Origin of the sequence: Primorskyibacter flagellatus (assembly GCF_014638275.1) — a bacterium.
Classification (GTDB): Bacteria; Pseudomonadota; Alphaproteobacteria; order Rhodobacterales; family Rhodobacteraceae; genus Pseudooceanicola; species Pseudooceanicola flagellatus_A.
Genome location: NZ_BMFJ01000002.1, coordinates 830,706 through 857,357, shown reverse-complemented (window position 1 = coordinate 857,357; position 26,652 = coordinate 830,706). Strand labels below are relative to the sequence as shown.

Genomic DNA, 26,652 nt, shown 5'->3' with positions numbered 1-26,652 from the left:
GGGCCTCGGGAGGGGCTGTCATGGACACGATCTTTGCCTTGGCAACGGCGCCCGGCAAGTCCGGCGTCGCCATTGTCCGTCTCTCCGGCCCCGAGGCGTGGGAGGCGGTCCGGCGGCTTGCCGGGACGCTTCCCGCGCCGCGCGTCGCCGGGTTGCGCAGGTTGACGGGCTTGGTCGGGCATCTGGATGAAGCGCTGGTCCTTTTGTTTGAGGCAGGGGCAAGCTTTACCGGGGAAGCCGTCGCGGAGTTGCATCTGCACGGATCCACGGCCGTGATCGCATCGGTCCTGTCAGAACTTGGTAATCAGGCGGGCCTGCGGCAGGCAGACCCGGGCGAATTCACCAGGCGTGCGCTGGAGAACGGGTGTCTCGATCTTTCCCAAGTAGAGGGCCTGGCGGATCTGATCGACGCTGAGACGGAGGCGCAACGGCGGCAGGCTCAGCGTGTTCTGTCCGGTGAACTGGGTCGGCACGCGGGGGATTGGCGTCGCGATCTGATCCGTGCGGCCGCCTTGATCGAAGCGACGATTGATTTCGCGGATGAAGAGGTTCCGGTGGATGTGTCTCCGGAGGTTCTCGAGTTGCTGAGCCGGGTTCAGTCAGGGTTGAGGAAGGAAATCGACGGCGCGAGTTTTGCGGAGCGGGTGCGGAGCGGGTTCGAAGTGGCGATCGTGGGTGCTCCGAACGTCGGGAAGTCGACTTTGTTGAACGCGCTGGCGGGGCGTGACGCCGCAATCACATCTGAGGTGGCGGGGACGACGCGCGACGTGATTGAAGTTCGAATGGACCTCGGCGGGTTGCCGGTGACGATCCTCGATACCGCGGGGCTCAGGGAGACCTCAGACAGGGTCGAGGCGATCGGGGTCGAGCGTGCGCGCGACCGTGCCGAGGCCGCTGACCTGCGGATCTTTCTGGTGATGCCGGGGGACGAACCGGCGTTTCCACCTATTCCGGAGGACATCGTTGTCGTCGGCAAGGCTGATGTGACGGGTGAGGTTGCCGGGTCCGTTTCCGGCGTTACGGGTCACGGTTTGGCTGAACTCGTGGACTCGGTAAAGAACCGCTTGAGCGTCCTCGCGGCTCGGTCGGGGTTGGCGATCCGGGAACGGCATCGTGTTGCGATGGTCCGCGCGTCCGGGCACATTGAAACGGCTTCAGATGGAATGAAAATTGAAGGCATCATGCCTGAACTCGCTGCGGAGGAGTTGAGAAGTGCTGTCCGTGCACTCGATTCTCTGATAGGTCGCGTGGATGTCGAGATGCTTCTTGACGATATTTTTTCCAGCTTCTGCATCGGAAAGTAGGAGGTGTTTCACGTGAAACATTCTGACTTCGACGTTATCGTTATCGGTGGAGGTCATGCCGGCTGCGAAGCGGCAGCGGCCGCAGCCCGCCTGGGTTCAGTTACGGCTTTGATCACCCTGCGGAGGGACGGCATTGGGGTGATGTCCTGTAACCCGGCCATTGGAGGATTGGGTAAAGGACACCTGGTTCGTGAGATCGACGCGCTGGACGGGGTGATGGGTCGTGTCGCAGACCTGGCCGGGATCCAGTTCCGACTATTGAACCGGCGCAAGGGTCCCGCCGTACAGGGGCCGCGTGCGCAGGCCGATCGGAAGATCTATCGGACGGAAATGCTGGCTGAGATGGAGCAAACCGAGAACCTAACCATTGTCGAAGGAGAAGTTGTCGATTTAATAATGAGCGGTTCCACGGTGTCCGGCGTCGTGCTTGGGGATGGGTCCGAAATTTCGTCCGCCGCCGTTGTATTGACGACGGGAACGTTCCTGCGGGGCGTTATCCATATTGGAGATGTGCGTCGCTCGGGTGGCAGGATGGGAGATCGTCCTTCGGTCGCTCTTGCGGAGCGTCTGGACGGCTTTGATCTCCCTCTGGGGCGCTTGAAGACTGGTACGCCGCCCCGTCTGGATGGGCGAACTATCGACTGGTCCGTGCTGGAATCCCAGCCGGGCGATGATGAACCCGTCCTGTTCTCTTTCCTGTCGAAGGGTGTTTCTGCTCGCCAAGTCTCTTGCGGTATCACGCATACCAATGCGCGCACACACGACATCATTCGGGGCAATCTCAATCGCTCGGCAATGTATGGAGGTCACATAGAAGGTGTCGGCCCCCGGTATTGCCCGTCGATCGAGGACAAGGTGGTTCGGTTCGCCGAGAAGACGTCCCATCAGATTTTCCTTGAGCCTGAGGGCGTTGACGACCCTACTGTCTATCCGAACGGAATTTCGACTTCTCTTCCCGAGGATGTGCAGGAAGATTATGTCCGATCCATCCAGGGTCTTGAAAATGCTGTTATCCTGCAGCCTGGCTATGCGATCGAGTATGACTACGTTGATCCCCGTGCGCTAGATCTGAGCCTGCAGGTCAAAAGTGTCCCGGGGCTGTTCCTTGCCGGACAGATCAACGGCACAACGGGATATGAGGAAGCAGCTGCCCAGGGTCTGGTGGCAGGTCTGAATGCGGCCAGTTCAGCCTTGGGTCGGGACCCGGTGCATTTCAGCAGGGCAGAGAGCTATATCGGTGTGATGATCGATGATCTTACGTCCAGAGGTGTGACAGAACCATACCGGATGTTTACATCGCGAGCGGAATTCCGGCTGTCCCTACGGGCCGACAACGCGGATCAGCGGCTGACTGGTCGAGGATTGGATATCGGTTGTGTATCTGATACACGCAGGGCGCAATTCCTGGACAAAATGGAACAGCTTGAATCCGGGCGGGCTATCTTGGAAGGTGCATCCTATACACCGCGCGAGATTGCTTCTGCTGGTATCAAAATCAGCGAAGATGGGCAAAGGCGCTCGGCGTATCAGCTGTTAGCGTTTCCGGATGTTGGCTTCGATCAAATCGAAAAGCTTTGTCCTGACGTTAGCGACATACCCCAGGACACCAAGGAGCAGCTGTGCCGCGATGCGCTTTACGTGAACTACATCGCGAGGCAGGCTCAGGACGCCGAGGCTGTGCGCCGCGATGAATCGCGGGAAATCGCGAAAGACTTTGATTACGATCGGCTTGAAGGCCTGTCTACCGAGCTTAAGGCGAAGTTGAAATTGCGTCGGCCTGAGAACCTCGCCCAGGCAGCGTTGGTTGAGGGAATGACCCCGGCGGCGCTGACCGTTATCCTCGCCCGTTTGCGGCGGGAGGTTCGGGAGAAGTCGGCGTGATCGACGGTGTTTCACGTGAAACACTCGAGAGACTGACCATCTTCGCGGATCTTCTACGCAAATGGAATCCGTCCATTAACTTGGTGTCGCGTGGAACCATTCCCGATCTCTGGGATCGGCATATCGTGGATTCCGTACAAGTCTATAACGCGGCTCCAAGTGGTAAACGGGACTGGCTCGACATCGGCAGCGGCGGAGGCTTTCCCGGGCTCGTCGCCGTGATCATTGGAGCCGAAAAACATCCAAGTGCCCGGTTTCATCTGATTGAATCCGATCAGCGCAAATGTGTTTTCCTGAATACCGTGTTGCGGGAGATCGGTTTGAAGGCCACTGTCATCAGCCAGAGGATAGAGCAGGCCGAACCACTGGGTGCTGATATTCTGTCTGCTAGAGCGCTCGCGCCTCTCGATCAACTACTGGACATGGCACAAATTCATATGTCACCGGATGGTACAGCCCTGTTCCCGAAAGGCCGGCAGTGGAGGAATGAGATAGCGGATGCACAGGTGCGTTGGCGCTTCCAACACGAAGTTCTGCCGAGTAAAACCGATCCTGAGGCCGTTATTCTGAGAATCAAGGAAATCGAGCATGTCTGATCTTCTGGTCGTGAACGGACCCAAGATTGTCGCCATCGCAAACCAGAAGGGCGGGGTGGGAAAGACCACGACGACGATCAACCTGGCGGCCGCTCTGGCGGAGTTTGGCAGTAACGTCCTGATTATCGACCTCGACCCGCAGGGCAACGCATCGACCGGGTTGGGGATCGAGCTGGAGGATCGGGCCAACACGACCTATGAACTTTTGCTGGACGACGCGGATCTCGATGAGGTCATTCTGAAGACTGCGGTTGAAGGCGTGTCGATTGTTCCGTCCACCGTCGACCTGAGCTCGGCCGATATGGAGTTGATCGCAAATGAAAAGCGCAGCTTTCTCCTGCATGACGCCCTGCGACAGCCGGCGATGGAGGCGCATGAGTTCGACTTCATCCTGATCGACTGCCCGCCTTCGTTGAACCTGCTCACGGTCAATGCGATGGTAGCCGCGCATTCGGTGCTGGTACCGTTGCAAAGCGAATTTTTCGCGCTGGAAGGCCTGTCCCAGCTTATGCTGACGATCCGTGAGGTCCGTCAGTCGGCCAATCCCGGGCTGCGGATGGAGGGTGTCGTTCTGACCATGTTTGATTCACGTAACAACCTGTCGCAGCAGGTCGAGGCAGACGCGCGCGATAACCTGGGCGAGATGGTGTTTCAGACCAAGATCCCGCGCAACGTCCGCGTCAGCGAGGCGCCGTCCTATGCCATGCCGGTGCTGGAGTTTGACAGTGCGTCGAAGGGCGCGCAGGCCTATCGTGAGCTTGCGCAGGAATTTCTGAAGAACAATGAACCGGCCGAGGCCTGAGGGGGACATATGAGCAATCGTCAGAAGAACAGGGGTCTTGGTCGCGGACTTTCCGCCCTCATGGCGGATGTCTCGGCAGATCAAACCGCGCAGTCGGAGGTTGCTGAGTCCGGTCCGCGTCGCCCGGATTTGCTGGTCCCGATCGAACAGGTGGTGCCAAACCCCAACCAGCCGCGGCGGACCTTTACCGCGGAGCAGCTTGAAGAGCTGGCCAAGTCGATCGAAGAAAAAGGGATCATTCAGCCCCTGATCGTCCGTCAGAAGGACGACGGATACGAGATCGTCGCGGGTGAGCGGCGCTGGCGGGCGGCGCAGATGGCGAAGCTGCACGAGGTTCCTGTGCTGTTGCGCGACTATGACGATACCGAAGTTCTTGAAGTCGCGATCATAGAAAACATCCAACGGGCGGATCTGAACCCGGTGGAGGAAGCCGCGGGCTATCGCCAATTGATGGACCGGTTCGGTCATACGCAAGAAAAGCTGGCGGAAGCCCTTGGGAAGAGCCGGAGCTACATCGCCAACCTGCTGCGCCTGCTGAACCTGCCGGAAGATGTGCTGGCCATGCTCAAGGACGGAAAGCTTTCGGCCGGGCACGCGCGCGCGCTGATCACGGCGGAGTCGCCTTCGGCGCTGGCTGCGCGCGTTGTTGCGGGCGGGCTATCGGTGCGAGAGACAGAGCGGCTGGCTTCGCAGGTCAAAACAGAGACTAAACCGGCAAAACCACGCGAAACGACGTCGAAGGATTCGGACACGCGGGCGCTTGAAGGGGACCTGTCCGCCGCGCTTGGCATGAAGGTCGCAATCACTCACCAGGCGGGAGGGGAGAGTGGGTCCGTCAGTATCCGGTACGAGAATCTGGAAGAGCTTGATGAGCTTTGCCGTATTCTCAGCGGCGGGCGGTAGGCCGGGTCCAGAGAAAGATCATAACGCAGGACAGGGTCACGGTCTGAATTGCGATCAGACCGGGGCGCAGCCCCAGGATCACAGAGGTCACAAGCACAACGGCGCAGGCGATGGTTGCCATTCGTTTTCCGTGAAGGGAAACAGCGCCGCTTGTCTGCCAGTCGGTGATCGCGGGGCCGAAGGTCGGGTGCGACGTCAGCCAGTGTGACATGCGTTCGGAAGATCGAGCAAAGAAGAATGCGGCGAGCAGCATGAAGGGAACTGTCGGGACAAGCGGCAGCACCACCCCGATCAGCCCGCAGGCGAGGCTCAGGAAGCCGAGGGTCGCCCAGAGGATGCGCATCGCCTACTCCAGCAGTTTTGCAATCACCGCGTTCAGCACGATGCGACCGGAAGATGTCACGCGCAGCCAGCGTCGCTCCGTTTCGATCATGCCCATATCAGATAGGTCTTTCAGAACGGTTTGCGAGAGGGGCGAGCCTGAGAGGCGTTCGTAGCGGTCAAGGTCGACACCAGTGGTCAGGCGTAACCCCATCAGAAGGAACTCCGTCGCCTGATCTGCTTGGGTGAGCGGGGTTCTGTTCCGGTCGGCGCCTCCGGTCGCCGCAGCCCGGAGCCAGGCGTCGGGCATGCGGATCGCTTCGGTTGCCGTGCGTTGACCTGCGAGCGTTACGCGGCCATGGGCGCCGGGGCCGATGCCGAGGTAATCGCCGTAGCGCCAATAGAGACTGTTGTGACGGGATTCAGCCCCTGGCCGGGCGTGGTTGCTGACTTCGTAACAATGGAAGCCGGCGGCGTCCGTTTCCTCCTGCGTGATGTCATACATCTCGGCCGCGGAGTCTTCGTCGGGAAGACCTCTCAGCTTGCCGATGCGATAACGGTCGCCAAAGGCAGTGCCGTCCTCGATCGTCAACTGATACAGGGAAACGTGATCAATCGCCTTGTTTAGAGCCTGTTTCAGCTCAATTCTCCAGGCGTCCGGGGTCTGGTCCTGACGGGCGTAGATCATGTCAAAGCTGACCCGGTCAAAGCAATCGCGGGCAATGTCGAAAGCCTCCAGCGCCTCGCTCACCGTGTGAACGCGGCCCAAGCGTTGCAGGTCTCGGTCGTTCAGCGCCTGCAGGCCCATGGAGACGCGTGTGATGCCGGCATCTCGGTAGGCACGGAAGCGCCCGGCCTCGACCGAACCGGGGTTTGCCTCCAGCGTGATTTCGGGATCATTGGCGTGGGGCCAGTGGTGGCGGATGCGGGAGAGGATGCCGTCGACGAGATCGGGATCCATCAGGCTGGGTGTGCCGCCCCCGAAGAAAACGGACGAAACCGTGCGACTGGGGACCTCCTCCGCGTGACGGTCGATTTCGGCGATATAGGCTCTGAACCAGCGGGATTGGTCGATTTCGCGTGCGACATGTGAGTTGAAGTCGCAGTAGGGACACTTGGCCTGGCAGAAGGGCCAGTGAATGTAGATGCCAAAGCCGCCGGACTCCCAGTCGTCAGGCAAAGCAGCCCGCCACAAGCTTGCGGAAAGCGTCGGCGCGGTGCGTCATGTCGCGCTTCTTTGCGGGGTCCATCTCTCCGAAGGTTTCCGTCTCTCCGTCCGGGAGGAAGACCGGGTCGAAACCAAACCCAAGGTGGCCGCGCATGGGCCAGACGACCTGACCCTTCGCGATGCCTTCGAACACCTCGTCATGACCATCGGGCCAGGCGAGAACCAGCGTGGCGCGGAAAGCGGCGGTGCGGGGAAAGGGGGCGTTCCTTTCTTCAAGCAATGACCAGACCTTGGTCATGGCCATGGGGAAATCGCGGCCTGCGGGCGTTTCTGCCCAATCGGCGGTGTACACTCCGGGTGCACCGTCCAGCGCATCGACAGTGATTCCGCTGTCATCGGACAGGGCGGGCAGGCCGGTGGCCTTTGCCGCATAATGCGCCTTGATCCGGGCGTTGCCGACAAAGGTGCTTTCCGTCTCCTCGGGTTCCTCGAGCCCGTGATCGGCGGCGGAGGTGACGGTGATGCCAAATGGCGTCAGAAGCTCCGCGATTTCGCGCAGCTTGCCCTTGTTGTGGCTTGCGATGACCAGCTGATCCCCGTCGAACCTGCGCATCCGTCAGCTCGTCGCGGCCTGCTGGATCGCGACCAGTTCCGACACGCCTTTTTCGGCGAGGTCGAGCAGCTGGTTCATCTGGTCGCGGGAATAGGTCGCGCCCTCGGCGGACATCTGCACCTCGATCAGGCGCTTGGAGCCCGTCATGATGAAGTTGCCATCCACGCCGGCTTCGGAATCCTCGGGGTAATCGAGGTCGAGCACGGGCTGGCCCGCGTAGATCCCGCAGGACACGGCGGCGACGGGATCGACCAGCGGATCGGTGATGATGTCGCCCGCCTTCATCAGCTTGTTCACGGCAAGGCGCAGGGCGACCCAGCCCCCGGTGATCGACGCGCAGCGGGTGCCGCCGTCGGCCTGGATCACATCGCAGTCGATAGAGATCTGGCGTTCGCCAAGGGCAACCCGGTCGACCCCGGCCCGGAGGGCGCGGCCGATCAGGCGCTGGATTTCCACGGTGCGGCCGCCCTGCTTGCCCAACGATGCCTCCCGCCGCATGCGGGACGTGGTGGACCGGGGCAGCATGCCGTATTCAGCGGTGACCCAGCCAAGGCCCGATCCCTTGATGAAGGGGGGCACGCGATCCTCTACCGTGGCGGTGCAGATCACGTGGGTGTCACCAACCTTGATCAGGCAGGAGCCTTCGGCGTGTTTCGTGAACCCGGTTTCGATTGAAACCGCGCGCATTTCGCTTAATTCTCGTCCTGATGGTCGCATGGGGTCCTCTCCTGGCTGGGTGTGGCATAGTCCCGGCGTGACCGGGAAGGCAACCCCGGACTAGGCTCATGATGGCAGAGTTTGGCGTGGCATGAACGATACGACAAAGATCCTCGGAGACCTGAACGACCGCTCGCGCGAAGTCTTTCGTCGCGTGGTCGAAGGGTATCTCAGCAATGGCGAACCCGTCGGGTCGCGTACCCTGACCCGCGTGATGAGCGAAAAGGTCAGTGCGGCGACGATCCGCAACGTGATGCAGGACCTTGAATATCTCGGGCTGCTCGGCTCTCCGCATGTCTCGGCGGGGCGGATTCCCACGCAACAGGGTCTGCGGATGTTCGTGGACGGGCTCCTGGAGGTCGGGGACCTGGGCGAGGCGGACCGGGAGATGATCGACGCCACGGTCGGCAACGGCGCGGGGGACGTCGGCGGGATGCTGGACCGGATCGGGTCTGCCCTGTCGGGCGCGACGCATGGTGCCTCGCTGGTGCTGGCACCGAAACACGAGGCGCCGATCAAGCACATCGAATTCGTCGGGCTGGGGCATGACCGTGCGCTTGTCGTGCTGGTTTTCGCCGACGGGCATGTGGAGAACCGTCTGTTTACCCCGCCGCCCGGCCAGACGCCAAGTTCGATGCGCGAAGCTGCGAATTTCCTCAACGCTCTGGCAGAGGGACGGACGATCAGCGAACTCTCCCGCGTTATCAAGCAGGAGATCGTGGCGCGGCGGCAGGAGATCGATGCGCTGGCGCGGGACCTGATCGATTCGGGCTGGGCAGAGTGGAACGACCAGGGGTCGCGCTACGAGCGGCTGATCGTGCGGGGCAGGGCGAACCTTCTGGGCGACGACGCGGCGGAAGAGGACCTTGAGCGGATCCGCGTGCTCTTCGACGACCTCGAACGCAAGCGGGACATTGCCGAATTTCTGGAACTGACCGAGGAAGGCGAGGGCGTGCGCATCTTCATCGGGTCGGAGAACAAACTTTTTTCACTTTCGGGTTCCTCTCTGGTGGTCTCTCCATATATGAACGCGGACCGGAAGATTATCGGTGCGGTCGGGGTCATCGGACCCACGCGACTGAACTATGGACGGATTGTTCCGATCGTCGATTACACGGCGCAGCTTGTCGGCCGGATGATCGCGGACCGGAGTTAGAGGTGAGACATGGCAGACCCTGAGAACGACGATTTCCTCGACGACATCGAATCGGCCGAGGCCGAGACCTACGCGGATGAACTGGAAGAGTTTTCCGACGAGGCGATGGAGATCGACGCGCTGCGGGCGGAGCGGGATTCGCTCAAGGACAAGTGGATGCGGGCGCTGGCGGATGCGGAGAATTCGCGCAAGCGGGCGGACAAGCAGCGCCGGGAGGCAGAGGCTTATGGCGGGGCAAAACTGGCCCGCGACCTGCTGCCGATCTACGACAACCTGATGCGCGCGCTGGATGCGGCGGGCGAAAAGACAGAGGCGAATGCCGCTTTGGTCGAAGGCGTCGAGCTGACCATGCGGGAGCTGGTGAACACCTTTAAGAAGCACGGAATAGAGCCTATCGCGCCCGAAGTGGGTGACCGGTTCGATCCGAATATTCACGAGGCGATGTTCGAAGCGCCGGTGCCGGGGACCAAGGCCGGAGAGATCATCCAGGTGTCCGCCGAGGGGTTCTGGCTCTCGGACCGCCTGCTGCGCCCGGCGCAGGTCGGCGTGTCGTCGATGCCGGCGAGCTGATCCGACTTCGTCGGACTGCCTTCGGCGAGAGTATTTTCGGCAAGATGAAGGGGGGCGTGGCGCTACTGGCGCGACGCCTCTTTCAGTTTGTAGAGCAGGTCGAGCGCTTCTTTTGGGGAGAGTTCGTCGGGATGCGTCGAGTCGAGCAGTTTGGCGACTTCGGCGTATTGAGGCGGAATCGGCTCTGATTTCGGGGTTTCACGTGGAGCGGCGGCGGCGAAAAGCGGCAGGTCGTCGATGATCGCCTTGGGCTTTGCTCCGCCCTCACGTTCGCCTTTCTCCAGCGCGTTCAGAACCTCACGCGCGCGGGCGACGACGGAGTCGGGCAGACCGGCGAGGCGGGCGACCTGAACGCCGTAGCTGCGATCGGCGGCACCGCGAACGACCTCGTGCAGGAAGATCACGTCTCCGTCATGTTCGCGAACGGCGACGGTGGCGTTTTCGACGCCCGACAGCTTGCCGGCGAGGGCGGTCATCTCGTGGTAATGGGTCGCGAAGAGGGCGCGGCTCTGGTTGACCTCGTGCAGGTGTTCGAGCGTGGCCCAGGCGATGGAGAGGCCGTCGTAGGTGGCGGTGCCCCGGCCGATCTCGTCCAGGATGACAAGTGCGCGGTCGTCGGCCTGGTTCAGGATCGCGGCGGTTTCGACCATCTCGACCATGAAAGTGGAGCGTCCACGCGCGAGGTCGTCGGAGGCGCCGACGCGGGAGAAGAGTTGAGAGACGAGGCCGATCTCGGCTTCGGTCGCGGGGACATGGCTGCCGATCTGTGCGAGCAGCACGATCAGGGCGGTCTGGCGCAGGAAGGTGGATTTACCGGCCATGTTCGGGCCGGTGAGCAGCCAGATGGAAGAGGGATCGCCGGAGAGGTCGGTCTCGTTGGCGATGAACGGCGCACCGTCGCGGCGGAGGGACTGTTCGACAACCGGGTGGCGGCCGCCGATGATCTTCAACGTACGGTCGGCGGTGACGCGGGGGCGGGCCCAGTTCTCTGCGGTCGAAAGATCGGCCAGGGCGGTAGCGAGGTCGAGGTCCGACAGGGCGCGGGCGGTGTCCGCAAGGTCAGAGGATTTGTCGATGATTGCCTGTTTCAGGGTCTCATAGAGCCGCTTTTCGATATCAAGCGCGCGGCCACCGGCGTTCAGGATCCTGGTCTCCATCTCGGACAGGTCGGGCGTGGTGAAGCGGAGCTGGTTGGCGGTGGTTTGTCGGTGTTTGAAGACCTCGTCCAGTGGCTCGGCGAGCATCTTGTCGGCGTGGGTCGAGGTGACCTCGATGAAGTAGCCGAGAACGTTGTTGTGCTTGATCTTGAGCGCGGCAATCCCGGTCTGATCGGCGTATTCGGTCTGCATCCGTGCTATGACGCCGCGCCCCTCGTCGCGCAGCTGGCGGGCATCATCGAGATCGGTGTCGAAGCCGGGGGCGATGAAACCGCCATCGCGGGTCAGCAGCGGCGGTTCGGCGACGAGGGCGGAGTTAAGCAGGGCAAGAAGGCCGTTGTGGCCGGTGAGGTTTGCCGACGCCTCGGCAAGGAGCGGGGGCAGGTCGGTTCTGGCGAGGGTGCCGGCAATCTGTTCGGCCTGCGTCAGCGCGTTGCGCACGGCGGCGAGGTCGCGCGGCCCGGCCCGGTCGATGGCAAGGCGGGAGAGCGCGCGGTCCAGGTCGGGCACACGGCGGAGGGCGTCGCGCAGATCTGTGGCCATGCGTCTCTGTTCCACCATGAAATCGACGGCAGCGAGGCGGGCGTGGATCGTGGCAAGGTCGCGTGAGGGGCTGGAGAGGCGGCGTTCCAGCAGTCGCGCACCCCCCGGCGTGACCGTCCGGTCGATGGCGTGCAGCAGGGAGCCGGCCCGTCCGCCGGAAAGCGCGCGGGTGAGTTCCAGGTTCCGGCGCGTCGCGGCGTCGATCTGCATCACCCGTTCGGTCGTTTCGCGCTGCGGTTTGCGCAGGAGGGGAAGCTGCCCCTTCTGGGTGATGTCGAGGTAGTCGGTGATCGCGCCCATGGCTGAAACCTCGGCTCGGCTGAAGGTGCCGAAGGCGTCGAGGGAGGACACCTTGAACAGCCGGATCAGCCGGTCGGTGGCGCCGGTGGAGTCGAAAGAGCCGCGGGACAGGGGCGTCAGGGAAATCCCGAAATCAGAGACTGTTTCACGGTAATCAGCCTCAATCTCGTCCGGGATCAGCAGTTCGGACGGGGCGAGCCGGGCCAGTTCGGGGCCAAGCCGGACCGGCGGCAGGGGCATCACGTGAAACGCGCCGGTGGAGATATCGACCCAGGACAGGGCGGCCTCGTCCCGGACAACCGTGAAAGCGGCGAGGAAGTTGTGGCGGCGGGCGTCAAGCAGCGACTCCTCCGTCAGTGTGCCGGGGGTGACGAGGCGGACGACCTCTCGCCGGACGACGGATTTGGAACCGCGTTTCTTGGCCTCTGCCGGGTCTTCCATCTGTTCGCACACGGCGACGCGAAAGCCCTTGCGGATCAGGGTCAGCAGGTAGTTCTCGGCGGAATGCACGGGGACTCCACACATGGGGATGTCCTCGTCCAGGTGCTTGCCGCGTTTGGTAAGCGCGATGTCGAGCGCCTCGGACGCGGCGACGGCGTCATCGAAGAACATCTCGTAGAAGTCGCCCATGCGGTAGAAAAGCAGCGCGTCGGGGGTGCCGGACTTGATCTCCAGATACTGCGCCATCATCGGCGTGACTTGCGTGTTCAAGGCGGCCCTCCGGTCTGTCGGACCCGACCTTAACCAGCGGGAGTCGGGCGTGAAAGGCGAAATGGTTGAGCGGGGCGTGCGCCCCGTGTAAGACGCCTGAGCCGCAGGAGGAGAGGCCCCATGTCGAAACCGAAGTCCCGCATCACGCGCGAGGATGCGCTTGCATTCCATCTGGAGCCGACCCCCGGCAAGTGGGAGGTGCAGGCGACGGTGCCGATGACGACGCAGCGCGACCTGTCGCTGGCCTATTCGCCCGGCGTCGCCGTTCCCTGCGAGGCGATCTTCGAGAACCCGGAAACCGTTTATGACTATACGAACAAGGGGAACCTTGTGGCGGTCATTTCCAACGGGACGGCGGTGCTGGGGCTGGGGAACCTCGGGGCCCTGGCCTCCAAGCCGGTGATGGAAGGGAAGTCGGTTCTGTTCAAGCGGTTCGCCGATGTGAACTCCATCGACCTGGAGCTGGATACCGAGGATACGGAGGCCTTCATCAACGCGGTCAAGCTGATGGGGCCCAGCTTTGGCGGCATCAACCTTGAGGACATCAAGGCGCCGGAGTGCTTCATCATCGAGCAACGGTTGAAGGAGGAGATGGACATCCCCGTCTTCCACGACGACCAGCACGGGACGGCGGTGATCTGTGCGGCGGGGCTTATCAATGCGCTGAAGATCTCGGGCAAGGCGATCGAGGATGTGAAGATCGTGCTCAACGGGGCCGGCGCTGCGGGGATCGCCTGCATCGAACTGCTCAAGCGGATGGGCGCGCGGCACGACAACTGCATTGTCTGCGACACCAAGGGCGTGATCTGGCAGGGCCGGACCGACGGGATGAACCAGTGGAAGTCGGCCCATGCCGTGAAGACGGAACTGCGCACGCTGGAAGAGGCGATGAAGGGGGCCGACGTCTTCCTTGGCGTGTCGGTCAAGGGCGCGGTGACGCAGGAGATGGTGATGAGCATGGCCAAGGATGCCGTGATCTTCGCCATGGCGAACCCGGATCCGGAGGTGACCCCGGAAGAGGTGCACGAGGTGCGCGAGGATGTGATCGTCGCCACCGGGCGCAGCGACTATCCAAACCAGGTGAACAACGTGCTCGGGTTTCCCTATCTGTTCCGCGGTGCGCTCGACATCCATGCCCGCGCGATCAACGACGAGATGAAGATTGCCTGTGCGGAGGCGCTGGCCGAACTGGCGCGCGAGGACGTGCCGGACGAGGTGGCGATGGCCTATGGACGGGCGCTGACCTTCGGGCGCGACTACATCATTCCGACCCCCTTCGATCCCCGGCTGATCCATCGCATCCCCCCCGCCGTTGCGCGGGCCGGGATGGACACGGGCGCGGCGCGGCGGCCGATCATCGATATGGAAGCCTATGAGCTGAACCTGAAAAGCCGGATGGATCCCACGGCCTCGATCCTGCGGTCGATCAACACGCGGGCGCGGAACGCGCAGGCGCGGATGATCTTTGCGGAGGGCGACGATCCGCGTGTGCTGCGGGCGGCGGTGCAGTATCAGCGGGCCGGTCTGGGCGAGGCAATTGTCGTCGGGCGCGACGCCGATGTGCAGAAGAAGCTGGAAGCGGCCGGGCTTGGCGATGCGTTCGAGGAACTGACAATCACCAATGCGGCGAAGACCGAACATCTGGAGACGTACAAGGCGTTTCTTTACAACCGGCTGAACCGCAAGGGTATGGACCAGCACGACGTGCACAGGCTGGCGGCGCGCGACCGGCACGTCTTCTCGGCCCTGATGCTGGCGCACGGGCATGGTGACGGGCTTGTCACCGGGGCGACGCGCAAGTCGGCGCATGTGCTGGAACTGATCAACCACGTGTTCGATGCGGATGCGGCGCATGGTGTGGCGGGTGTGACGGCGGTGATCCACAAGGGGCGGATCGTGCTGATCTCGGACACGCTCGTGCATGAATGGCCGGATGAGGAAGACCTTGCGGATATCGCCGAACGCTGTGCCGAGGTAGCGCGTGATCTGGGGCTGGAGCCGCGGGTTGCCTTCGTCAGCTTCTCCACCTTCGGCTATCCGGTGTCGGAGCGGGCGGAGAAGATGCATATCGCCCCGCGTGTGCTGGAAGAGCGGGGCGTCGATTTCGAATATGAGGGCGAGATGACCGTCGATGTGGCCCTGAACGCCCGCGCCCGGTCGCAGTTTCCCTTCGCCCGGCTGACGGACAACGCGAACATCCTCGTTGTGCCGGCGCGCCATTCCGCCAGTATCAGTGTAAAACTGATGCAGGAGATGGCGGGGGCGACGGTGATCGGGCCGATCCTGTCGGGCGTCGACAAGCCGATCCAGATCTGTTCGACCAACGCGACCGTCAACGACATCATGAACATGGCGCTGCTGGCGGCGAGCAAGGTGAACTGAGCCTTCCGGGGGTCAGGTCCCCGCCCGGCCCATGCGTTTAAGAAGCAGTTTCTCGAGCGCGCGGGTCAGCGCCTCGGGCCGGTCCATGGCAACCCAGTGACCGGCATCGGGGATTTCCACGAAGTCGCTGGTCGGGTCGAGCACCCTGAGCGCGTCGCGCCGTTCGTGCAGGTGGCCTTTGGCGGTCGCATCCTCCGCACCCCAGATACCGTCCAGCGGCGGGCGGTAGTCGCGCAGCACGTCCAGAAGCGTCGTCGTGACGGAGAAGGACCGGCTTCGCCCCCGCGCCATCATGGTGTTGGCGCGCTGGATCGCGACCATCTCGTCCGTGATCTCGCTTGAGGGTGAAATCATCAGGATGCCAAGATTGCGGCGGTGGATCGCGTCCCGTTCGTCTTCAGGTACAGCCTTCCAGTTGTGCAGCTTCTCCATGTCCGGGCGTGTCAGCTTCATCCCGCTTGATCCGATGATTACCAGATGCGCCAGCCGGTCACCGCAGCCCTTGCCGACATGGCCGCCAAGAACGCCGCCGAAAGAGAAGCCTGCGATCCGGATCGGTCCGTCGGGGATGATCTGCATGGCCCCTTCGGCGACCGCCTGACCGATGGTTTCGATCGGGGGATCGCCGGAGATGTCGTCGCTTTGACCGAAACCGGGCAGGTCGGGCACAACCAGCGTCCAGCGTTGCGACAGGTACGGAATGACGGCAGCCCAGTGCATCCAGCTGCCGTGACCGCCGTGCAGCAGGACAAGGGACGGGCCGGTGCCCCAGGTGCGCCAGACCATTCGGCCGCCACCGGGCAGCGGGGTCTCGCGCCGCTCTGCCTGTGCATCCAGTTTCCGGGTGGCTTCGGTCGGTGCGGTGAGGGTCAGGCTTTCGGTCATGGTGTCTGTTTTCCTTTGAATAGCGCGCGTCGCCTAAGATAGCCGAAGACGAGCGGCGACAGGGCAAAGACGAGGATGACCCGCGCCAGCTGATGCGCCGCCACGAACGGTGCGTCATAGCCGAGCGCGATGGCGGTGATCGTCATCTCGGCAATCCCCGCGGGCGCGAAGGCGAGGAAGATGGTCTTGGTGCCCCAGGGCAGTAGCTGACCCAGAACCGCCGCCACACCAAGCGCGGCGGACAGCTGGATGCCGGTGACGATGCAACTCCGCCACATCGTCGAGGAAATGTCGCGCGCCGTCACCCCGACAAACCGGCTGCCGAGGGTGGAGCCGACCACAACCTGCGCGGCGGCCTGCAACAGCGCGGGCGGCTGTCCTTCGAGCCCGAAGCCATGGGCGGCGATGCTGAACAGGATCGGCCCGAAGAAGAACGGCGCGGGCAGGCGCAGCAGGCGCCCGACCAGCGCACCGGTCACGGCCACGGCAAGCAGCATCAGTTGTTGTGACAGGATGAAGGGATGATCCTGACCGCGAACACTGGGATCGGGGACGTAACCGTCCATGATCCGGAAAGCAAAGGCGACGAAAGAGATCGTGACCAGAACGCGCACGGCATGGGACAGTGCGACATAGCGGATGTCGGCGCCAAAGCGTTCGCCGACCACGACCATCTCGTTCATACCCCCGGGCATGGCAGAGAAATAGGCGGTGGCGGAATCCTGATGCGCGCGCGACTTCAGGTACCAGATCCCGGCACTGCCCGCGATGGTCGTGACAAGCATGGTGCCGAGGATGGTCGGGACCCAGGTCGCGATCCCGTCGAAGGCGTGCGGTCCGTAGCCGGAGCCGATGAAAACGCCCAGAACGGCGAGGCCCATGTTGCGCAGTTCGATCCGGGATTTCATCTCGAAACCGCCAATAGAGACTATTGTGACCGACAGCATCGCGCCGAGAAGCCACGGCAGCGGCAGGTTGAGCCAGAAGAAGATGGCGCCGCCAACGGTGCCGATGGCAAGCGTCAGGGCTATTCGAAGCAGGTCACCCACGCGGCAGAACGCTGTCCAGAAGATCCGACACCCGCAGGTCCGTGCTGTCGAGGATGGTGCGTCCCAGCTTCTCCGGATCGATCCGGCCGCCCGCATGGCGGCAGCAGTCCGCGACCTTCGCCATCAGCTCTGCTTCCGTCAGGGGGTGATCGGCGCTGCCGCGCAGAACCTCCACCCGTTTCGTGAGGATGCGGCCATCCGCGAGCGTGAGGGAGATGTCGGTCCAGCGAGGGAGGAGCGACCCTTCGGTATCGGCGGAGACCGTGATGCGGTCGAACGCCGCCTGGACCTCCGGCCTTTGTACCCGGTCATCGGTGAAGGAGGCGAGCGTGATCTCCCCATCAGACAGGGCGGCGGCAACCGCGTATTCCATGCTGAACTTGCCCTCCAGCCCGGTGCGGGGGCGGGAATGGATCAGCGGCACGAAGGCGCGGGGGGAGCCGTGGATCCGAGCGCTGACGACAGAGGCGAGGGTGAGACCGGGGGTCTCCTTCATCAGGTCCAGCAGCCCGTCGACCGCGCGGTGTGTCGCGTAGCACAGCGGATATTTCTTCACCTCGATACCCGAGCGGAGCAGCTCCGGTTCCCCTGTGCCCAACCCCTCCAGATGGTCACCAAACCCGGATTCGTTCGTGTAGAGGGTCAGGAACCCCTGGTCGCCGTCCAGGGAGTCGTCCGCCGCGTCGAAGCCGAGTTCGGCAAGGCGCACCGCAAACAGTGCAGCGCGGGAGGCCTGCCCGGCCTGAACGCTCTTGGCCATGGAACCGAAGTTGCCGCGCGTGCCCGCCAGCTGCGTCAGGGCGAGACCGAAGGCGTGGCGGGTCTGCGTTTCAGACAGGCCAAGCAGATGGGCCAGTGCCGCCACCGCGCCAAGTCCGCCGATGGTCGGTGTCGTGTGCCAGCCCCGCGCATAGTGCCCGTCGGCGGCGGCGTGGCTGAAGCGGCAGATCAGTTCAAAACCGACGGCATAGGCGCGGTCAACGCGATCCATGGTCAGCACACGCTCTTCCGCCACGGCGATCAGGGCGGGAAGCAGCGCGATGCTGGGATGGCCGCGCATCGGGGCGGTGACGTCGTCGAAATCCAGAACATGCCCCGATACGCCATTGGCGAAAGCCGCGAGTTCGGTCGTGGCACGATGGCCGGTGGCCCAGACCCGCGCCCGGCCCTGCGGACCCTCTGTCGCGAGAGTAAGCGCGGCGCGCGAGGCCGGTTCGCCGGACCCGCCGATGGCGCAGGCCATCGTGTCGAGAAGGGCGCGCCGGGCCAGCAGGCGGCAGGTGTCATCAGACCCGAAATCGGGGTTTTCCGCGATGAACCGGGCGATTTTCCGGGTGGCGGCGGCGGTCTCCGTATCCTTCATGCGGTCATTCCTTGCATCTGATCCGGCCTGTGTTCGGGCAACGGGATGCCGGTTCGATCCGACAGATCGCGCAGGGAATCCCAGACAGCCCCGCGTAGCGGGATGCCGGTGCGGGCGGTTTCGTTGCGTGTGCGGGCGCGGCGGTCCCCGGGCAGGGATACGGCGTCGTGGTCAAGGTCCGGCCGGCTGGTGCGGATGCCGCGGGCGAAGGCGTCGAACCGCTCCCCCCAATCCCCGGAACCAAGCGCGCGTTCCGCGTCGATCACGATCATCGCGTGACCGGTTCCGGAGGGGCGGTTTCCATCGCTGTACATGGTGCCGAGATCGGTGCCGAAACTGCCGTTCGACAGGACCCCGGCCATCAGGTCGACGAACAGCGCGATGCCGGATCCGCGCGCACCGCCGAAGGGCCGGAGGGCACCGCTCATGACCTCGGCCACGGTGCGGGCGGGATCGCCGGTTGCGGTTACGGCCCAGTCGTCGGGCACGGTGGCGTCGTCGCCGCCCATCTGGCGGATGCGGCCGCGCGACACGACAGAAGTCGCCATGTCCAGCGTGAAACCGTCTTCCCTGGTGCCACCGGGTGCGGCCAGTGCAACCGGGTTGGTGCCAAGCCGCGCCTCGCGGCCGCCAAAGGGGGCGACGGTTGGGGAGGCGTTGGAAAAGACCATGGCGATCATGCCCTGCCGGGTCGCCATGTCCGCGTAGTAGGAGGCGATGCCGAAATGATTGGAGTGGCGCACGGTGGCAAGGCACATGCCGGTTTCCTTCGCCACGTCGCAGGCGGCGCGGGCCATCCGGGCGGCGACGGCGGGGCCAAGCCCGTTGTCGCCGTCGATGCGCAGGAAAACCGCGTCGCGTTCGGTCCGAATGTCCGGGCGTGCGTTGATCTGCCCGCGCATGAGCGCATCGTGATAGGCCGCGAGCCGTGCCGCACCATGCGTGCTGACACCCGAAGCGTCGGCCTCAGCGAAACAGTCGGCGGCCACGGCGGCGGACTCCGGGTCCATGCCGCCGGAGCGGAGTATCTCTGTCATGAACGACGCCAGCGCCGTCCGGGACACGGACACCATCGGCTTCTCCTCCTCTTGCGGGGCGAGTGAAGCGGAAATGCGGGTTGGCGGTCAAACGAGTTTTGTGTACCCATATTTGAGAAAATCTCAACCCTGTGCCAAGGACGGTCATGGTCTGGAAACTGCCCCCCCTGAATGCCCTTCGCAGCTTTGAAGCTGCCGCGCGGCTGAAGAGCTTTACCGCGGCGGCGGACGAACTCTGCGTGACGCCCGGTGCGATCAGCCGTCAGATCAAGAACCTGGAAACCTTCCTGGGGCTCGACCTGTTTGAACGCACGGCGCGCGAAGCGAAGCTGACAACCAGCGGTCGACAGTACCTTGAAATATCGACCCTTCTGTTCAGTCAACTGCATGGCGCGACGGAACGGTTACTAAGCCGGGGGGAGCGCCGGCCGCTGCGGATATGGTCCTCCATGACCTTTTCGATGCGCTGGCTGGTGCCGCGACTGTCATCGTATCATGCAGAGCGGTCCGGACCGGATGTGATCCTCACCACCTCACTGAAGCCCGTGGATTTCCGGTCGGGCGACATCGACATCGCGATCCGCTACGGGACCGGCACGGAATGGCCCGGGTGCATCGCGATCCCACTGGTCAAGACCGACCTCGTTCCGGTGTGCAGCCCGGCGCTTGCGGCTTCGGGAAACTTTCGGAGCCCGGCCGATCTGGCGCAGTCGACGCTGCTTCATTCGCTGGTCCGAATCGAGGACTGGCGGCGGTATCTGGAGGCCGCGAATGTCACGTCGGTCGATCCTTATTCCGGGATGCGGTTCGAGAGTTCCATTCTCGCCTACAGCGCTGCAGAGCAGAAACTTGGCTTTGCTCTTGGTCAGCGGGCGCTGGTCCGGGACGATCTGAGTGCGGGTCGTCTGGCGGCACCGATCGACTTCTCCATGCGGGCCAACGGCGGGTTTTTCCTCATTTATCCGGAAGATCACGACAACCCGAAAGAGCTGTCGGAGTTCCGCGACTGGATTGTCGCGGAGGCCGAGATCCTGGAAGGATAAGGCTTTGGCATCGCTGCGCCGCAGCGCACACATTTGAATTTTTCTCAACAGCCGTCGCCAAAGTAATCGGTTGTACCGTCCGGTCCGTTCCCGTGAGAATGCCTGCATGTTCTCGGGAGGAGCAATGTTCTACAGGCCGGAAATCGATCCGCACGGGCTACCGCACGATCCCTTCAAGGCGTGCATCGTGCCGCGTCCGATCGCCTGGGTTTCGACCAGGAGCCCGGCAGGCGTGCGCAACCTCGCGCCGTTCAGCTTCTTCAACGCGTTTTCCTGGGCGCCTCCTATGGTGGCGCTCGGGATGCCGGGGCGGAACGCCGAAGGGCGGGCCAAGGACACCTTCTGCAACATCGAGGACACCGGTGAATTCGTCGTGAACCTCGCAAGCTGGGCGCAACGCGAGGCGGTGAACCTGTCCTCTGCCCAGTTCGCGCCGGAGGAAGACGAGTTCGAACAGGTCTCGGTCGCCTCTGCCGCGTCGCGGCTGGTCGGGCCCGACAGGGTGGCGGAGGCGCCGGTCAGCCTGGAGTGCCGTCACTACACCAACGTGCCGCTGCCCGCGCGCAAGGCGGGGCGGAGCAACATGATCGTCGTGGGCGAAGTCATCGGGATCCACATCCGGGACGACGTGCTCACCGACGGGCGCATCGACCTGCGCCTGATGCAGCCGGTCTGCCGGCTTGGCTACCGTGACTGGGCCGGGCTGGGCGAGGTGGTAGAGCAGCTGCCGCCCGAGCGGGTGCGAATTTAACTGACAAACATCAAGATAATAGGGAGGAAACTATGAAAATCTTGAATACGATACTGGCCGCGGGCGCGGTCTCTCTTACCACACTCGCGACGGGCGCTGTCGCGCAGTCCTACCCGGACCGCGACCTGACATTCGTTGTACCCTACAACCCGGGCGGGTCCACCGATCCGATCGGACGGGCGTTCTCGGCAGAGCTGTCGAAGATCCTCGACCGCAACGTCGTCGTGGAAAACCGCCCCGGCGGGTCGGCCACAATCGGCACCGGCGACGTCGTGAAGTCGGACCCGGATGGCTACATGATCGGGCTCGGTTCCAACTCCTCTCTGGCGTATCAGCCGCTGGACAAGGACAACCTCGCCTATGCCTCTCCGGATGACTACGAGATCCTGGTGAAGCTCGTCGATCTTCCCGCGGTTCTCTACGTGTCGGCCGATGCGCCGTGGCAGACGCTGGAAGAGTTCATGAACGAGGTGAAGGCGAAACCGGGCGAAGTGCGGGTTTCCGTGTCGGGCCTGCGGACGGCGCCGGATCTGGTGGTGCAATACATCAACGCCAACAACGAGGACATCGACATCCGGACCGTGCCCTTCTCGGGCGGCGGCGGTGAGGCGCTGACGGCGGTGCTGTCGGGCCGGGTCGAAGCCTCCGTCGGGTACGGGCCGTCGATCCGCAGCTATGTGGATGCGGGCAAGATCCGGGCGCTTGGCGTGTTCAACGACAAGGTCTACGAGGCCTTCCCCGAAGCGACGCCGGTCAGCGAGCTGGGCTACAAGCAATACCTGCCCGCCTCCTACTACGTGATCGCGCCGAACGGGATGCCGGACGACGTGAAGCGGAAGCTGATCGAGGCATCCGCGCAGGCCGTACAGGCCGGGGATTTCGTGAAGTTCGCGGAAACCAACTCCTACCAGCTCGACCCGAAGACGCCGGAAGAAGCTGAGCAGGAGCTGCGTGAGTACAGCGAGATCTTCGCCCAGATCCTCGCGTTCATCGGCGGCTGATCCAGATGTCGGACTCGCGCGATTTCTCCACGGCGAAGGCCCGCATCGTGACCGGTGTGATCGCCTTTGTCGTGGGCGGTATCTACCTCTGGCAGGCGCTTGACCTGCCAGTGGGAGAGATGGGCGCGCCGGGTCCGGCGCTGTTCCCGCTCTTTATCGCGGCGCTGATCTTCATTGCCGCGGTCATCACCCTGGCGGACGGATATGCCATGCTGAGCCAGGACGAGACGTTCTATCTGCCGGCGGGCAAGCCGCTGCGCCAGTGCATCGCCGTGTTCGGCGCACTGCTGTTCCTCGCCGTCACCCTGCCCTTCCTGGGCCGGATCATTTCCCCTTTCGTGACCATCTTCATCGTGCTCGCCAGCCTGTCGGGCATGCCGTGGTGGAAGCAGTTTCTCTGGTCGGCGGGGCTGACGCTGTTTGCGTGGCTTGCCTTCGTCAAGCTGCTCGGCGTGCCGCTGCCGCGCGGAATCCTCGGAGTCTGAGCACACCATGTCCGAAGCTCTTCAAGGTCTGATCTACGGCCTCGGTGTCGCCACCGTGCCCGCCAACCTGCTGGCCGCGCTCATGGGTGCGCTGCTTGGCACCGCCATCGGCGTTCTGCCGGGGCTTGGTCCGGTGGCCGGGGTCGCGCTTATCCTTCCCCTGACCTTCACCTTCGATCCGACCGTGGGTCTGATCATGATGGCAGGGATCTACTACGGTTCGCTCTACGGCGGGTCCACCACCGGCATCCTGATCAACATCCCCGGCGAGGCGCCGTCCATCGTTACGGCCATCGACGGGCACCAGATGACGCTGAAGGGCCGGGGCGGGGCCGCGCTGACGCTGACGGCGGTGGCGAGCTTCGTCGGCGGGACCATCGCCGTGATCGGGGTGCTTCTGTTCTCTCCGGTGCTGTCGGAGATCGCCATCGTCTTCGGTCCGTCCGAATTCTTTGCGCTGACCGCCGGCGGGCTGCTGGTGCTGTCGCGGATTACCGGGGGCTCCTTTGCCTCGGGTTTCCTGCCGATGGTGCTGGGGCTGGCCATGTCCACCGTGGGGGTGGAGGCCGTGTCGGGTTACGACCGGTTCACCTTCGGCACGCAGGACCTGCTGCATGGGTTCAGCCTTGTTCCGGTTGTCGTCGGAGCCTTCGGCGTGGCCGAAATCCTGATGATGGTGGACCGCTATGCCAACCGCATCCGGCCGCCTGCGGTCGGGTGGCGCGACCTTGTTCCGACCCGCGAAGAGGTCAACCGGTCCTGGCTGCCCTGGGGGCGTGGCACGATCATCGGCTTCCTGTTCGGGCTGCTGCCGGGACCGTCGGCCACGATGTCGAGCTTTGCCGCCTACCGGCTTGAGAAGGCCGTGTCGAAGAACCGCGACAAGCTGGGCACCGGCGCTGTCGAGGGCATCTGCGGACCGGAGGCCGCCAACAACGCGGCGGCGACGTCCTCGCTGGTTCCGCTGCTGGCGCTTGGCCTGCCGTTCTCCACCGTCGGGGCGCTGATGATCGCCGCGATGATGGTGCAGGGCATCCAGCCGGGTCCGCTGCTGCTGATCCAGCACCCCGACATCTTCTGGGGGGTGATCGTGTCCTGCTATATCGGGAACATCATGCTGCTGGTGCTGAACATCCCGATGGTCGGCATCTGGGTGAAGATGCTCACCATTCCGACGCATATCCTGATCTCGCTCATCATCGTGATCGCATCGATCGGGGCGTTCAGCGTGCACAACGCGATCTTCGATGTCTGGGTGCTCTGCGGGATGGGGCTGGTCGGATATTTCCTGCGGAAGATGGGCTTTCACCTCGCTCCGCTGGTGGTGGCGCTGATGCTGGGCCCGATCATCGAGAAACACTTCCGCGAGGCGCTGTACCTCAGCAACGGGGACCTGACGATCTTCGTGGAAAGCGCGATCTCCGTGATCCTGTGGATCGTGGTCCTCGTGCTGATGCTGACCGTGCCGCTGGCGAAGGTCTGGCAACGGATGTCGGCCCGGCGCGGCACGCTGGAAGCGGATTAAGGGAAAGGATCACGACGTGTCAGTACAATTCGACATCACAGACGGCATCGCGACCGTCACCCTGAACCGGCCGGAGGCGATGAATTCGCTCGACCCCGCCTCCAAGGACGAGTTGCGGGAGATCTGGCAGAGGCTGGCGACGGATGACGAGATCCGCGTCGCGATCCTGACCGGGACCGGAGAGAAGGCGTTCTGCACCGGGTCCGACCTGAAGAAGACGCCCCCGCCCGAGGAAAGCTTTGCGCAGCTGTTCTTCGGCATGGCCAGCCGGGATCACCTGCTGGCCGGGATGGAGTTCGACACGCCGATCATTGCGGCTGTGAACGGCTATGCCATGGGCGGCGGTCTGGAACTGGCGCTGGCCTGCGACATCCGCATCGCGTCGGAAAACGCCCGCTTCGGCCTGTCCGAGGTGCGGGTCGGGTCCCTGCCCGGTGCAGGCGGGTCGCAGCGGCTGCCACGGGCCATAGGGCAATCGGATGCGATGCTGATGATGCTGACCGGCGACCCGGTCGATGCCGCGGAGGCCCTGCGCATGGGTCTGGTGAGCCGCGTCGTCGCGCCTGACAAGCTGCTGGAGGAAGCACACCGGATCGCGGGACGGATCGCGGCCAACGCGCCGCTTTCGGTCAAGGCAATCAAGCGGCTGGTGCGGGACGGGTCGGAAATGCCGCTGATCGCCGCCGTCAATTACGAACGTCTGGCCTGGGGGGCGCTCCGCGACAGCGAGGACCGGCTGGAGGGCCGGAAGGCATTCCAGGAAAAACGCCCGCCGGTTTACCGCGGACGCTGAGATTACAACGGAAAGAGAGACAAGACATGTCCGATCTACGAGACAAGTGCGCCATCGTGGGCGTCGGAAAGACCAAGCAGGGCAAGATGCCGGGCGTCAGTTCGCTGATGCTGAGCGTTGAGGCGTTCAAGCGGGCCATTGACGATGCGGGTCTGAAGAAGGGCGATATCGACGGGCTGCTGACGATGCCGGGCACGAGCTCTCCGGAAGCATCACTGAATTACCTGCGGGTGGGTGAGGCGCTTGGCATCGACCCCAAGTTCACCGGCTCCATGACCATGGGCGGCGGCACGGCGGGCGCGCTCGTGCAGATGGCGGTCATGGCGATCGAGGCGGGGCATGCGACAACCGTCGCCTGCGTCTTCGGCGATGCGGCCAAGACGGGCGGTTCGCGGTTCAACCGCGCCTCCGGCTGGGGCGACAGCTGGGGCATCTGGGGGATGTACGGCGCGGCGGCGAACTCCGCGATTGCGGCCAGCCGGCACATGGCGCTTTACGGCACAACCTCCCGGCAATTGGGCGAGGTCGCGGTGGCCTGCCGACGCCATGCCTCCATGAATCCCGATGCGGTGATGCGCGACCCGATCACCATCGAGGATCACCAGAATTCGCGCTGGATCGTGGAACCCTTCCACCTGCTCGACTGCTGCCTGATTTCCGACGGCGGGGTCTGCATCATCGTGACCTCCAAGGAACGCGCGAAGGACATGGCCAAGCCGGTCGTGACGATTTCCGGCATGGGACAGGCCTACACGACCCGCAACATGGAGCGGGAGGACTGGTGGTACGTGCCGCATCAGAAGGAAGCGCTTGGTCGTGCCTTCAAGATGGCGGGCATGGCCCCGAAGGACATCGACGTGGCCCAGCTTTACGACAACTTCACCATGAGCGTCCTGCTCTGGCTGGAACACGCCGGGTTCTGCGGCGTCGGAGAGGCGGGCAGCTTTGTCGAGGGCGGGCGCATCCAGCTTGGTGGAGAACTTCCGGTGAACACCGCCGGGGGTAACCTGTCGGAAAGCTACATGGAGGGCTGGCTGCACATCGTCGAAGGCGTGCGCCAGATGCGCGGCGAATGCGACGCGCGGCAGGTGAAGGGGGCGGAGGTCTGCCTCGTCACCGGGCGCGGCATGACGCTGAACTGTTCCAACGCCATGATCCTGCGTGCGGCCTGAGGGGTAAGAGAGATGAGCTACAACAAACCGCTTCCCGAACTCGACGACGTCAACCGCCCGTTCTGGGAGGCCGCGCATCAGGGACGGCTGTGTCTTCAGAAGTGCAGCGACTGCGACCATGTCCGCTATCCGGTCTCGCATGTCTGTCCGAACTGCCTGTCCTACGACTCTGAATGGACAGAGGTTTCGGGCAAGGGCGAGGTCTATTCCTACATCGTCTTCCACCAGAAATATAACGCCGCCTTCGAAGGCGACCTGCCCTACAACGTCGCGCTGATCCAGCTGGACGAGGGGCCGCGCATGATCTCCAACGTGACCGGCGTGGCCAATGACGCGGTGAAGGTCGGAGACCGGGTGCAGGTGACCTTCGACAGGGTGACGGACGAGATCTCCATCCCGCGCTTCACCCCGGCGGAGGGCTGAG

General features: G+C 63.6%; 25 protein-coding genes. 16 read left to right on the top strand and 9 right to left on the bottom strand.

What is annotated here, in order from left to right; all coding sequences use genetic code 11:
* Positions 1 to 20: 20 nt before the first annotated feature.
* Genes mnmE through IEV87_RS18485 form a run of 5 tightly spaced genes read left to right on the top strand, consistent with a single transcriptional unit; the run spans position 21 to position 5,486 of the window.
* Positions 21 to 1,304 carry a tRNA uridine-5-carboxymethylaminomethyl(34) synthesis GTPase MnmE gene (mnmE, locus tag IEV87_RS18505; RefSeq protein ID WP_188479293.1) on the top strand — a complete coding sequence of 428 codons (1,284 nt, stop codon included), beginning with the start codon at positions 21 to 23 and terminating at the stop codon, positions 1,302 to 1,304.
* Between the two features lie 12 nt (positions 1,305 to 1,316).
* A complete protein-coding gene (gene mnmG, locus IEV87_RS18500) occupies positions 1,317 to 3,185 on the top strand; it encodes a tRNA uridine-5-carboxymethylaminomethyl(34) synthesis enzyme MnmG (RefSeq protein ID WP_188479292.1) in 1,869 nt (622 codons plus the stop codon).
* Entirely contained in the window at positions 3,182 to 3,781 is a 600-nt protein-coding gene (rsmG, locus tag IEV87_RS18495; protein ID WP_188479291.1) for a 16S rRNA (guanine(527)-N(7))-methyltransferase RsmG, read from the top strand. The genes mnmG and rsmG overlap by 4 nt, the downstream gene beginning before the upstream one ends.
* On the top strand, positions 3,774 to 4,583 hold the full coding sequence (locus tag IEV87_RS18490) for a ParA family protein (protein ID WP_188479290.1): 810 nt from the start codon (positions 3,774 to 3,776) through the stop codon (positions 4,581 to 4,583). The genes rsmG and IEV87_RS18490 overlap by 8 nt, the downstream gene beginning before the upstream one ends.
* Before the next feature lie 9 nt (positions 4,584 to 4,592).
* Positions 4,593 to 5,486, top strand: a complete 894-nt coding sequence (locus tag IEV87_RS18485) for a ParB/RepB/Spo0J family partition protein (protein WP_188479289.1) — start codon at positions 4,593 to 4,595, stop codon at positions 5,484 to 5,486.
* On the opposite strand, the gene IEV87_RS18480 is transcribed toward IEV87_RS18485, so the two are convergent.
* Genes IEV87_RS18480 through rph form a run of 4 tightly spaced genes read right to left on the bottom strand, consistent with a single transcriptional unit; the run spans position 5,470 to position 8,305 of the window.
* Positions 5,470 to 5,829: a YbaN family protein gene (locus IEV87_RS18480; protein ID WP_188479288.1), complete on the bottom strand. Its 360-nt coding sequence runs from the start codon at positions 5,827 to 5,829 to the stop codon at positions 5,470 to 5,472. The two genes, IEV87_RS18485 and IEV87_RS18480, sit on opposite strands and share 17 nt — an antisense overlap.
* 3 nt (positions 5,830 to 5,832) lie before the next feature.
* Complete coding sequence (hemW, locus tag IEV87_RS18475) at positions 5,833 to 6,987, bottom strand: radical SAM family heme chaperone HemW (RefSeq protein ID WP_188479287.1); 1,155 nt, start codon at positions 6,985 to 6,987, stop codon at positions 5,833 to 5,835.
* Positions 6,980 to 7,588, bottom strand: a complete 609-nt coding sequence (gene rdgB, locus IEV87_RS18470; protein ID WP_188479286.1) for an RdgB/HAM1 family non-canonical purine NTP pyrophosphatase — start codon at positions 7,586 to 7,588, stop codon at positions 6,980 to 6,982. The genes hemW and rdgB overlap by 8 nt, the downstream gene beginning before the upstream one ends.
* A 3-nt stretch (positions 7,589 to 7,591) precedes the next feature.
* A complete protein-coding gene (rph, locus tag IEV87_RS18465; RefSeq protein WP_188479285.1) occupies positions 7,592 to 8,305 on the bottom strand; it encodes a ribonuclease PH in 714 nt (237 codons plus the stop codon).
* A gap of 91 nt (positions 8,306 to 8,396) precedes the next feature.
* Between rph and hrcA the strand changes: the two genes are divergently transcribed.
* Together hrcA and IEV87_RS18455 are read left to right on the top strand one after the other, a co-directional pair.
* Positions 8,397 to 9,461 (top strand): heat-inducible transcriptional repressor HrcA, encoded by a 1,065-nt coding sequence (gene hrcA, locus IEV87_RS18460; protein WP_188479284.1) that lies wholly within the window; start codon positions 8,397 to 8,399, stop codon positions 9,459 to 9,461.
* A 9-nt stretch (positions 9,462 to 9,470) separates the two neighbouring features.
* Positions 9,471 to 10,031, top strand: coding sequence for a nucleotide exchange factor GrpE (locus tag IEV87_RS18455; protein WP_188479283.1), 561 nt, complete (start codon positions 9,471 to 9,473; stop codon positions 10,029 to 10,031).
* Between the two features lie 62 nt (positions 10,032 to 10,093).
* On the opposite strand, the gene mutS is transcribed toward IEV87_RS18455, so the two are convergent.
* A complete protein-coding gene (gene mutS, locus IEV87_RS18450) occupies positions 10,094 to 12,721 on the bottom strand; it encodes a DNA mismatch repair protein MutS (RefSeq protein WP_188479519.1) in 2,628 nt (875 codons plus the stop codon).
* Positions 12,722 to 12,862: 141 nt separating this feature from the next.
* Between mutS and IEV87_RS18445 the strand changes: the two genes are divergently transcribed.
* Complete coding sequence (locus tag IEV87_RS18445) at positions 12,863 to 15,124, top strand: NADP-dependent malic enzyme (protein ID WP_188479282.1); 2,262 nt, start codon at positions 12,863 to 12,865, stop codon at positions 15,122 to 15,124.
* Between the two features lie 12 nt (positions 15,125 to 15,136).
* Here IEV87_RS18445 and IEV87_RS18440 read toward each other — a convergent pair whose 3' ends face one another.
* The 4 genes from IEV87_RS18440 to IEV87_RS18425 are packed head-to-tail and all read right to left on the bottom strand — an operon-like array spanning position 15,137 to position 19,494.
* Entirely contained in the window at positions 15,137 to 16,009 is an 873-nt protein-coding gene (locus IEV87_RS18440; protein ID WP_188479281.1) for an alpha/beta fold hydrolase, read from the bottom strand.
* Positions 16,006 to 17,058: an AbrB family transcriptional regulator gene (locus IEV87_RS18435; protein ID WP_188479280.1), complete on the bottom strand. Its 1,053-nt coding sequence runs from the start codon at positions 17,056 to 17,058 to the stop codon at positions 16,006 to 16,008. The genes IEV87_RS18440 and IEV87_RS18435 overlap by 4 nt, the downstream gene beginning before the upstream one ends.
* Positions 17,051 to 18,421 (bottom strand): MmgE/PrpD family protein, encoded by a 1,371-nt coding sequence (locus IEV87_RS18430; protein ID WP_188479279.1) that lies wholly within the window; start codon positions 18,419 to 18,421, stop codon positions 17,051 to 17,053. Before IEV87_RS18430 ends, IEV87_RS18435 begins: the two co-directional genes overlap by 8 nt.
* Positions 18,418 to 19,494, bottom strand: coding sequence for an Ldh family oxidoreductase (locus tag IEV87_RS18425; RefSeq protein ID WP_188479278.1), 1,077 nt, complete (start codon positions 19,492 to 19,494; stop codon positions 18,418 to 18,420). Before IEV87_RS18425 ends, IEV87_RS18430 begins: the two co-directional genes overlap by 4 nt.
* Before the next feature lie 110 nt (positions 19,495 to 19,604).
* Here IEV87_RS18425 and gcvA point away from each other — a divergent pair, with 110 nt between their 5' ends.
* The 8 genes from gcvA (at position 19,605) to IEV87_RS18385 (ending at position 26,651) form a co-directional block, all read left to right on the top strand.
* Positions 19,605 to 20,501: a transcriptional regulator GcvA gene (gene gcvA / locus IEV87_RS18420; protein WP_188479277.1), complete on the top strand. Its 897-nt coding sequence runs from the start codon at positions 19,605 to 19,607 to the stop codon at positions 20,499 to 20,501.
* A gap of 124 nt (positions 20,502 to 20,625) precedes the next feature.
* A complete protein-coding gene (locus tag IEV87_RS18415; RefSeq protein ID WP_188479276.1) occupies positions 20,626 to 21,252 on the top strand; it encodes a flavin reductase family protein in 627 nt (208 codons plus the stop codon).
* 32 nt (positions 21,253 to 21,284) lie between these two features.
* The gene (locus IEV87_RS18410; RefSeq protein ID WP_188479275.1) at positions 21,285 to 22,253 is read left to right on the top strand and encodes a Bug family tripartite tricarboxylate transporter substrate binding protein; all 969 of its coding nucleotides are present in this window, start codon (positions 21,285 to 21,287) and stop codon (positions 22,251 to 22,253) included.
* Positions 22,254 to 22,258: 5 nt separating this feature from the next.
* Positions 22,259 to 22,738 carry a tripartite tricarboxylate transporter TctB family protein gene (locus IEV87_RS18405; RefSeq protein WP_188479274.1) on the top strand — a complete coding sequence of 160 codons (480 nt, stop codon included), beginning with the start codon at positions 22,259 to 22,261 and terminating at the stop codon, positions 22,736 to 22,738.
* 7 nt (positions 22,739 to 22,745) lie between these two features.
* Entirely contained in the window at positions 22,746 to 24,263 is a 1,518-nt protein-coding gene (locus tag IEV87_RS18400; RefSeq protein WP_188479273.1) for a tripartite tricarboxylate transporter permease, read from the top strand.
* 16 nt (positions 24,264 to 24,279) lie between these two features.
* Positions 24,280 to 25,056: an enoyl-CoA hydratase/isomerase family protein gene (locus IEV87_RS18395; RefSeq protein ID WP_188479272.1), complete on the top strand. Its 777-nt coding sequence runs from the start codon at positions 24,280 to 24,282 to the stop codon at positions 25,054 to 25,056.
* A 26-nt stretch (positions 25,057 to 25,082) separates the two neighbouring features.
* Positions 25,083 to 26,228, top strand: a complete 1,146-nt coding sequence (locus IEV87_RS18390) for a thiolase family protein (protein WP_188479271.1) — start codon at positions 25,083 to 25,085, stop codon at positions 26,226 to 26,228.
* 12 nt (positions 26,229 to 26,240) lie between these two features.
* On the top strand, positions 26,241 to 26,651 hold the full coding sequence (locus IEV87_RS18385) for a Zn-ribbon domain-containing OB-fold protein (protein ID WP_188479270.1): 411 nt from the start codon (positions 26,241 to 26,243) through the stop codon (positions 26,649 to 26,651).
* The last annotated feature ends 1 nt before the right edge of the window (position 26,652 follow it).

Coding starts and splice junctions, on each gene's coding strand:
- mnmE (WP_188479293.1), top strand. CDS start 21: ATGGACACGATCTTTGCCTTGGCAACGGCGCCCGGCAAGTCCGGCGTC.
- IEV87_RS18490 (WP_188479290.1), top strand. CDS start 3,774: ATGTCTGATCTTCTGGTCGTGAACGGACCCAAGATTGTCGCCATCGCA.
- IEV87_RS18485 (WP_188479289.1), top strand. CDS start 4,593: ATGAGCAATCGTCAGAAGAACAGGGGTCTTGGTCGCGGACTTTCCGCC.
- IEV87_RS18480 (WP_188479288.1), bottom strand. CDS start 5,829: ATGCGCATCCTCTGGGCGACCCTCGGCTTCCTGAGCCTCGCCTGCGGG.
- rdgB (WP_188479286.1), bottom strand. CDS start 7,588: ATGCGCAGGTTCGACGGGGATCAGCTGGTCATCGCAAGCCACAACAAG.
- rph (WP_188479285.1), bottom strand. CDS start 8,305: ATGCGACCATCAGGACGAGAATTAAGCGAAATGCGCGCGGTTTCAATC.
- hrcA (WP_188479284.1), top strand. CDS start 8,397: ATGAACGATACGACAAAGATCCTCGGAGACCTGAACGACCGCTCGCGC.
- IEV87_RS18455 (WP_188479283.1), top strand. CDS start 9,471: ATGGCAGACCCTGAGAACGACGATTTCCTCGACGACATCGAATCGGCC.
- mutS (WP_188479519.1), bottom strand. CDS start 12,721: ATGATGGCGCAGTATCTGGAGATCAAGTCCGGCACCCCCGACGCGCTG.
- IEV87_RS18445 (WP_188479282.1), top strand. CDS start 12,863: ATGTCGAAACCGAAGTCCCGCATCACGCGCGAGGATGCGCTTGCATTC.
- IEV87_RS18440 (WP_188479281.1), bottom strand. CDS start 16,009: ATGACCGAAAGCCTGACCCTCACCGCACCGACCGAAGCCACCCGGAAA.
- IEV87_RS18430 (WP_188479279.1), bottom strand. CDS start 18,421: ATGAAGGATACGGAGACCGCCGCCGCCACCCGGAAAATCGCCCGGTTC.
- IEV87_RS18425 (WP_188479278.1), bottom strand. CDS start 19,494: ATGGTGTCCGTGTCCCGGACGGCGCTGGCGTCGTTCATGACAGAGATA.
- gcvA (WP_188479277.1), top strand. CDS start 19,605: ATGGTCTGGAAACTGCCCCCCCTGAATGCCCTTCGCAGCTTTGAAGCT.
- IEV87_RS18415 (WP_188479276.1), top strand. CDS start 20,626: ATGTTCTACAGGCCGGAAATCGATCCGCACGGGCTACCGCACGATCCC.
- IEV87_RS18410 (WP_188479275.1), top strand. CDS start 21,285: ATGAAAATCTTGAATACGATACTGGCCGCGGGCGCGGTCTCTCTTACC.
- IEV87_RS18405 (WP_188479274.1), top strand. CDS start 22,259: ATGTCGGACTCGCGCGATTTCTCCACGGCGAAGGCCCGCATCGTGACC.
- IEV87_RS18400 (WP_188479273.1), top strand. CDS start 22,746: ATGTCCGAAGCTCTTCAAGGTCTGATCTACGGCCTCGGTGTCGCCACC.
- IEV87_RS18390 (WP_188479271.1), top strand. CDS start 25,083: ATGTCCGATCTACGAGACAAGTGCGCCATCGTGGGCGTCGGAAAGACC.
- IEV87_RS18385 (WP_188479270.1), top strand. CDS start 26,241: ATGAGCTACAACAAACCGCTTCCCGAACTCGACGACGTCAACCGCCCG.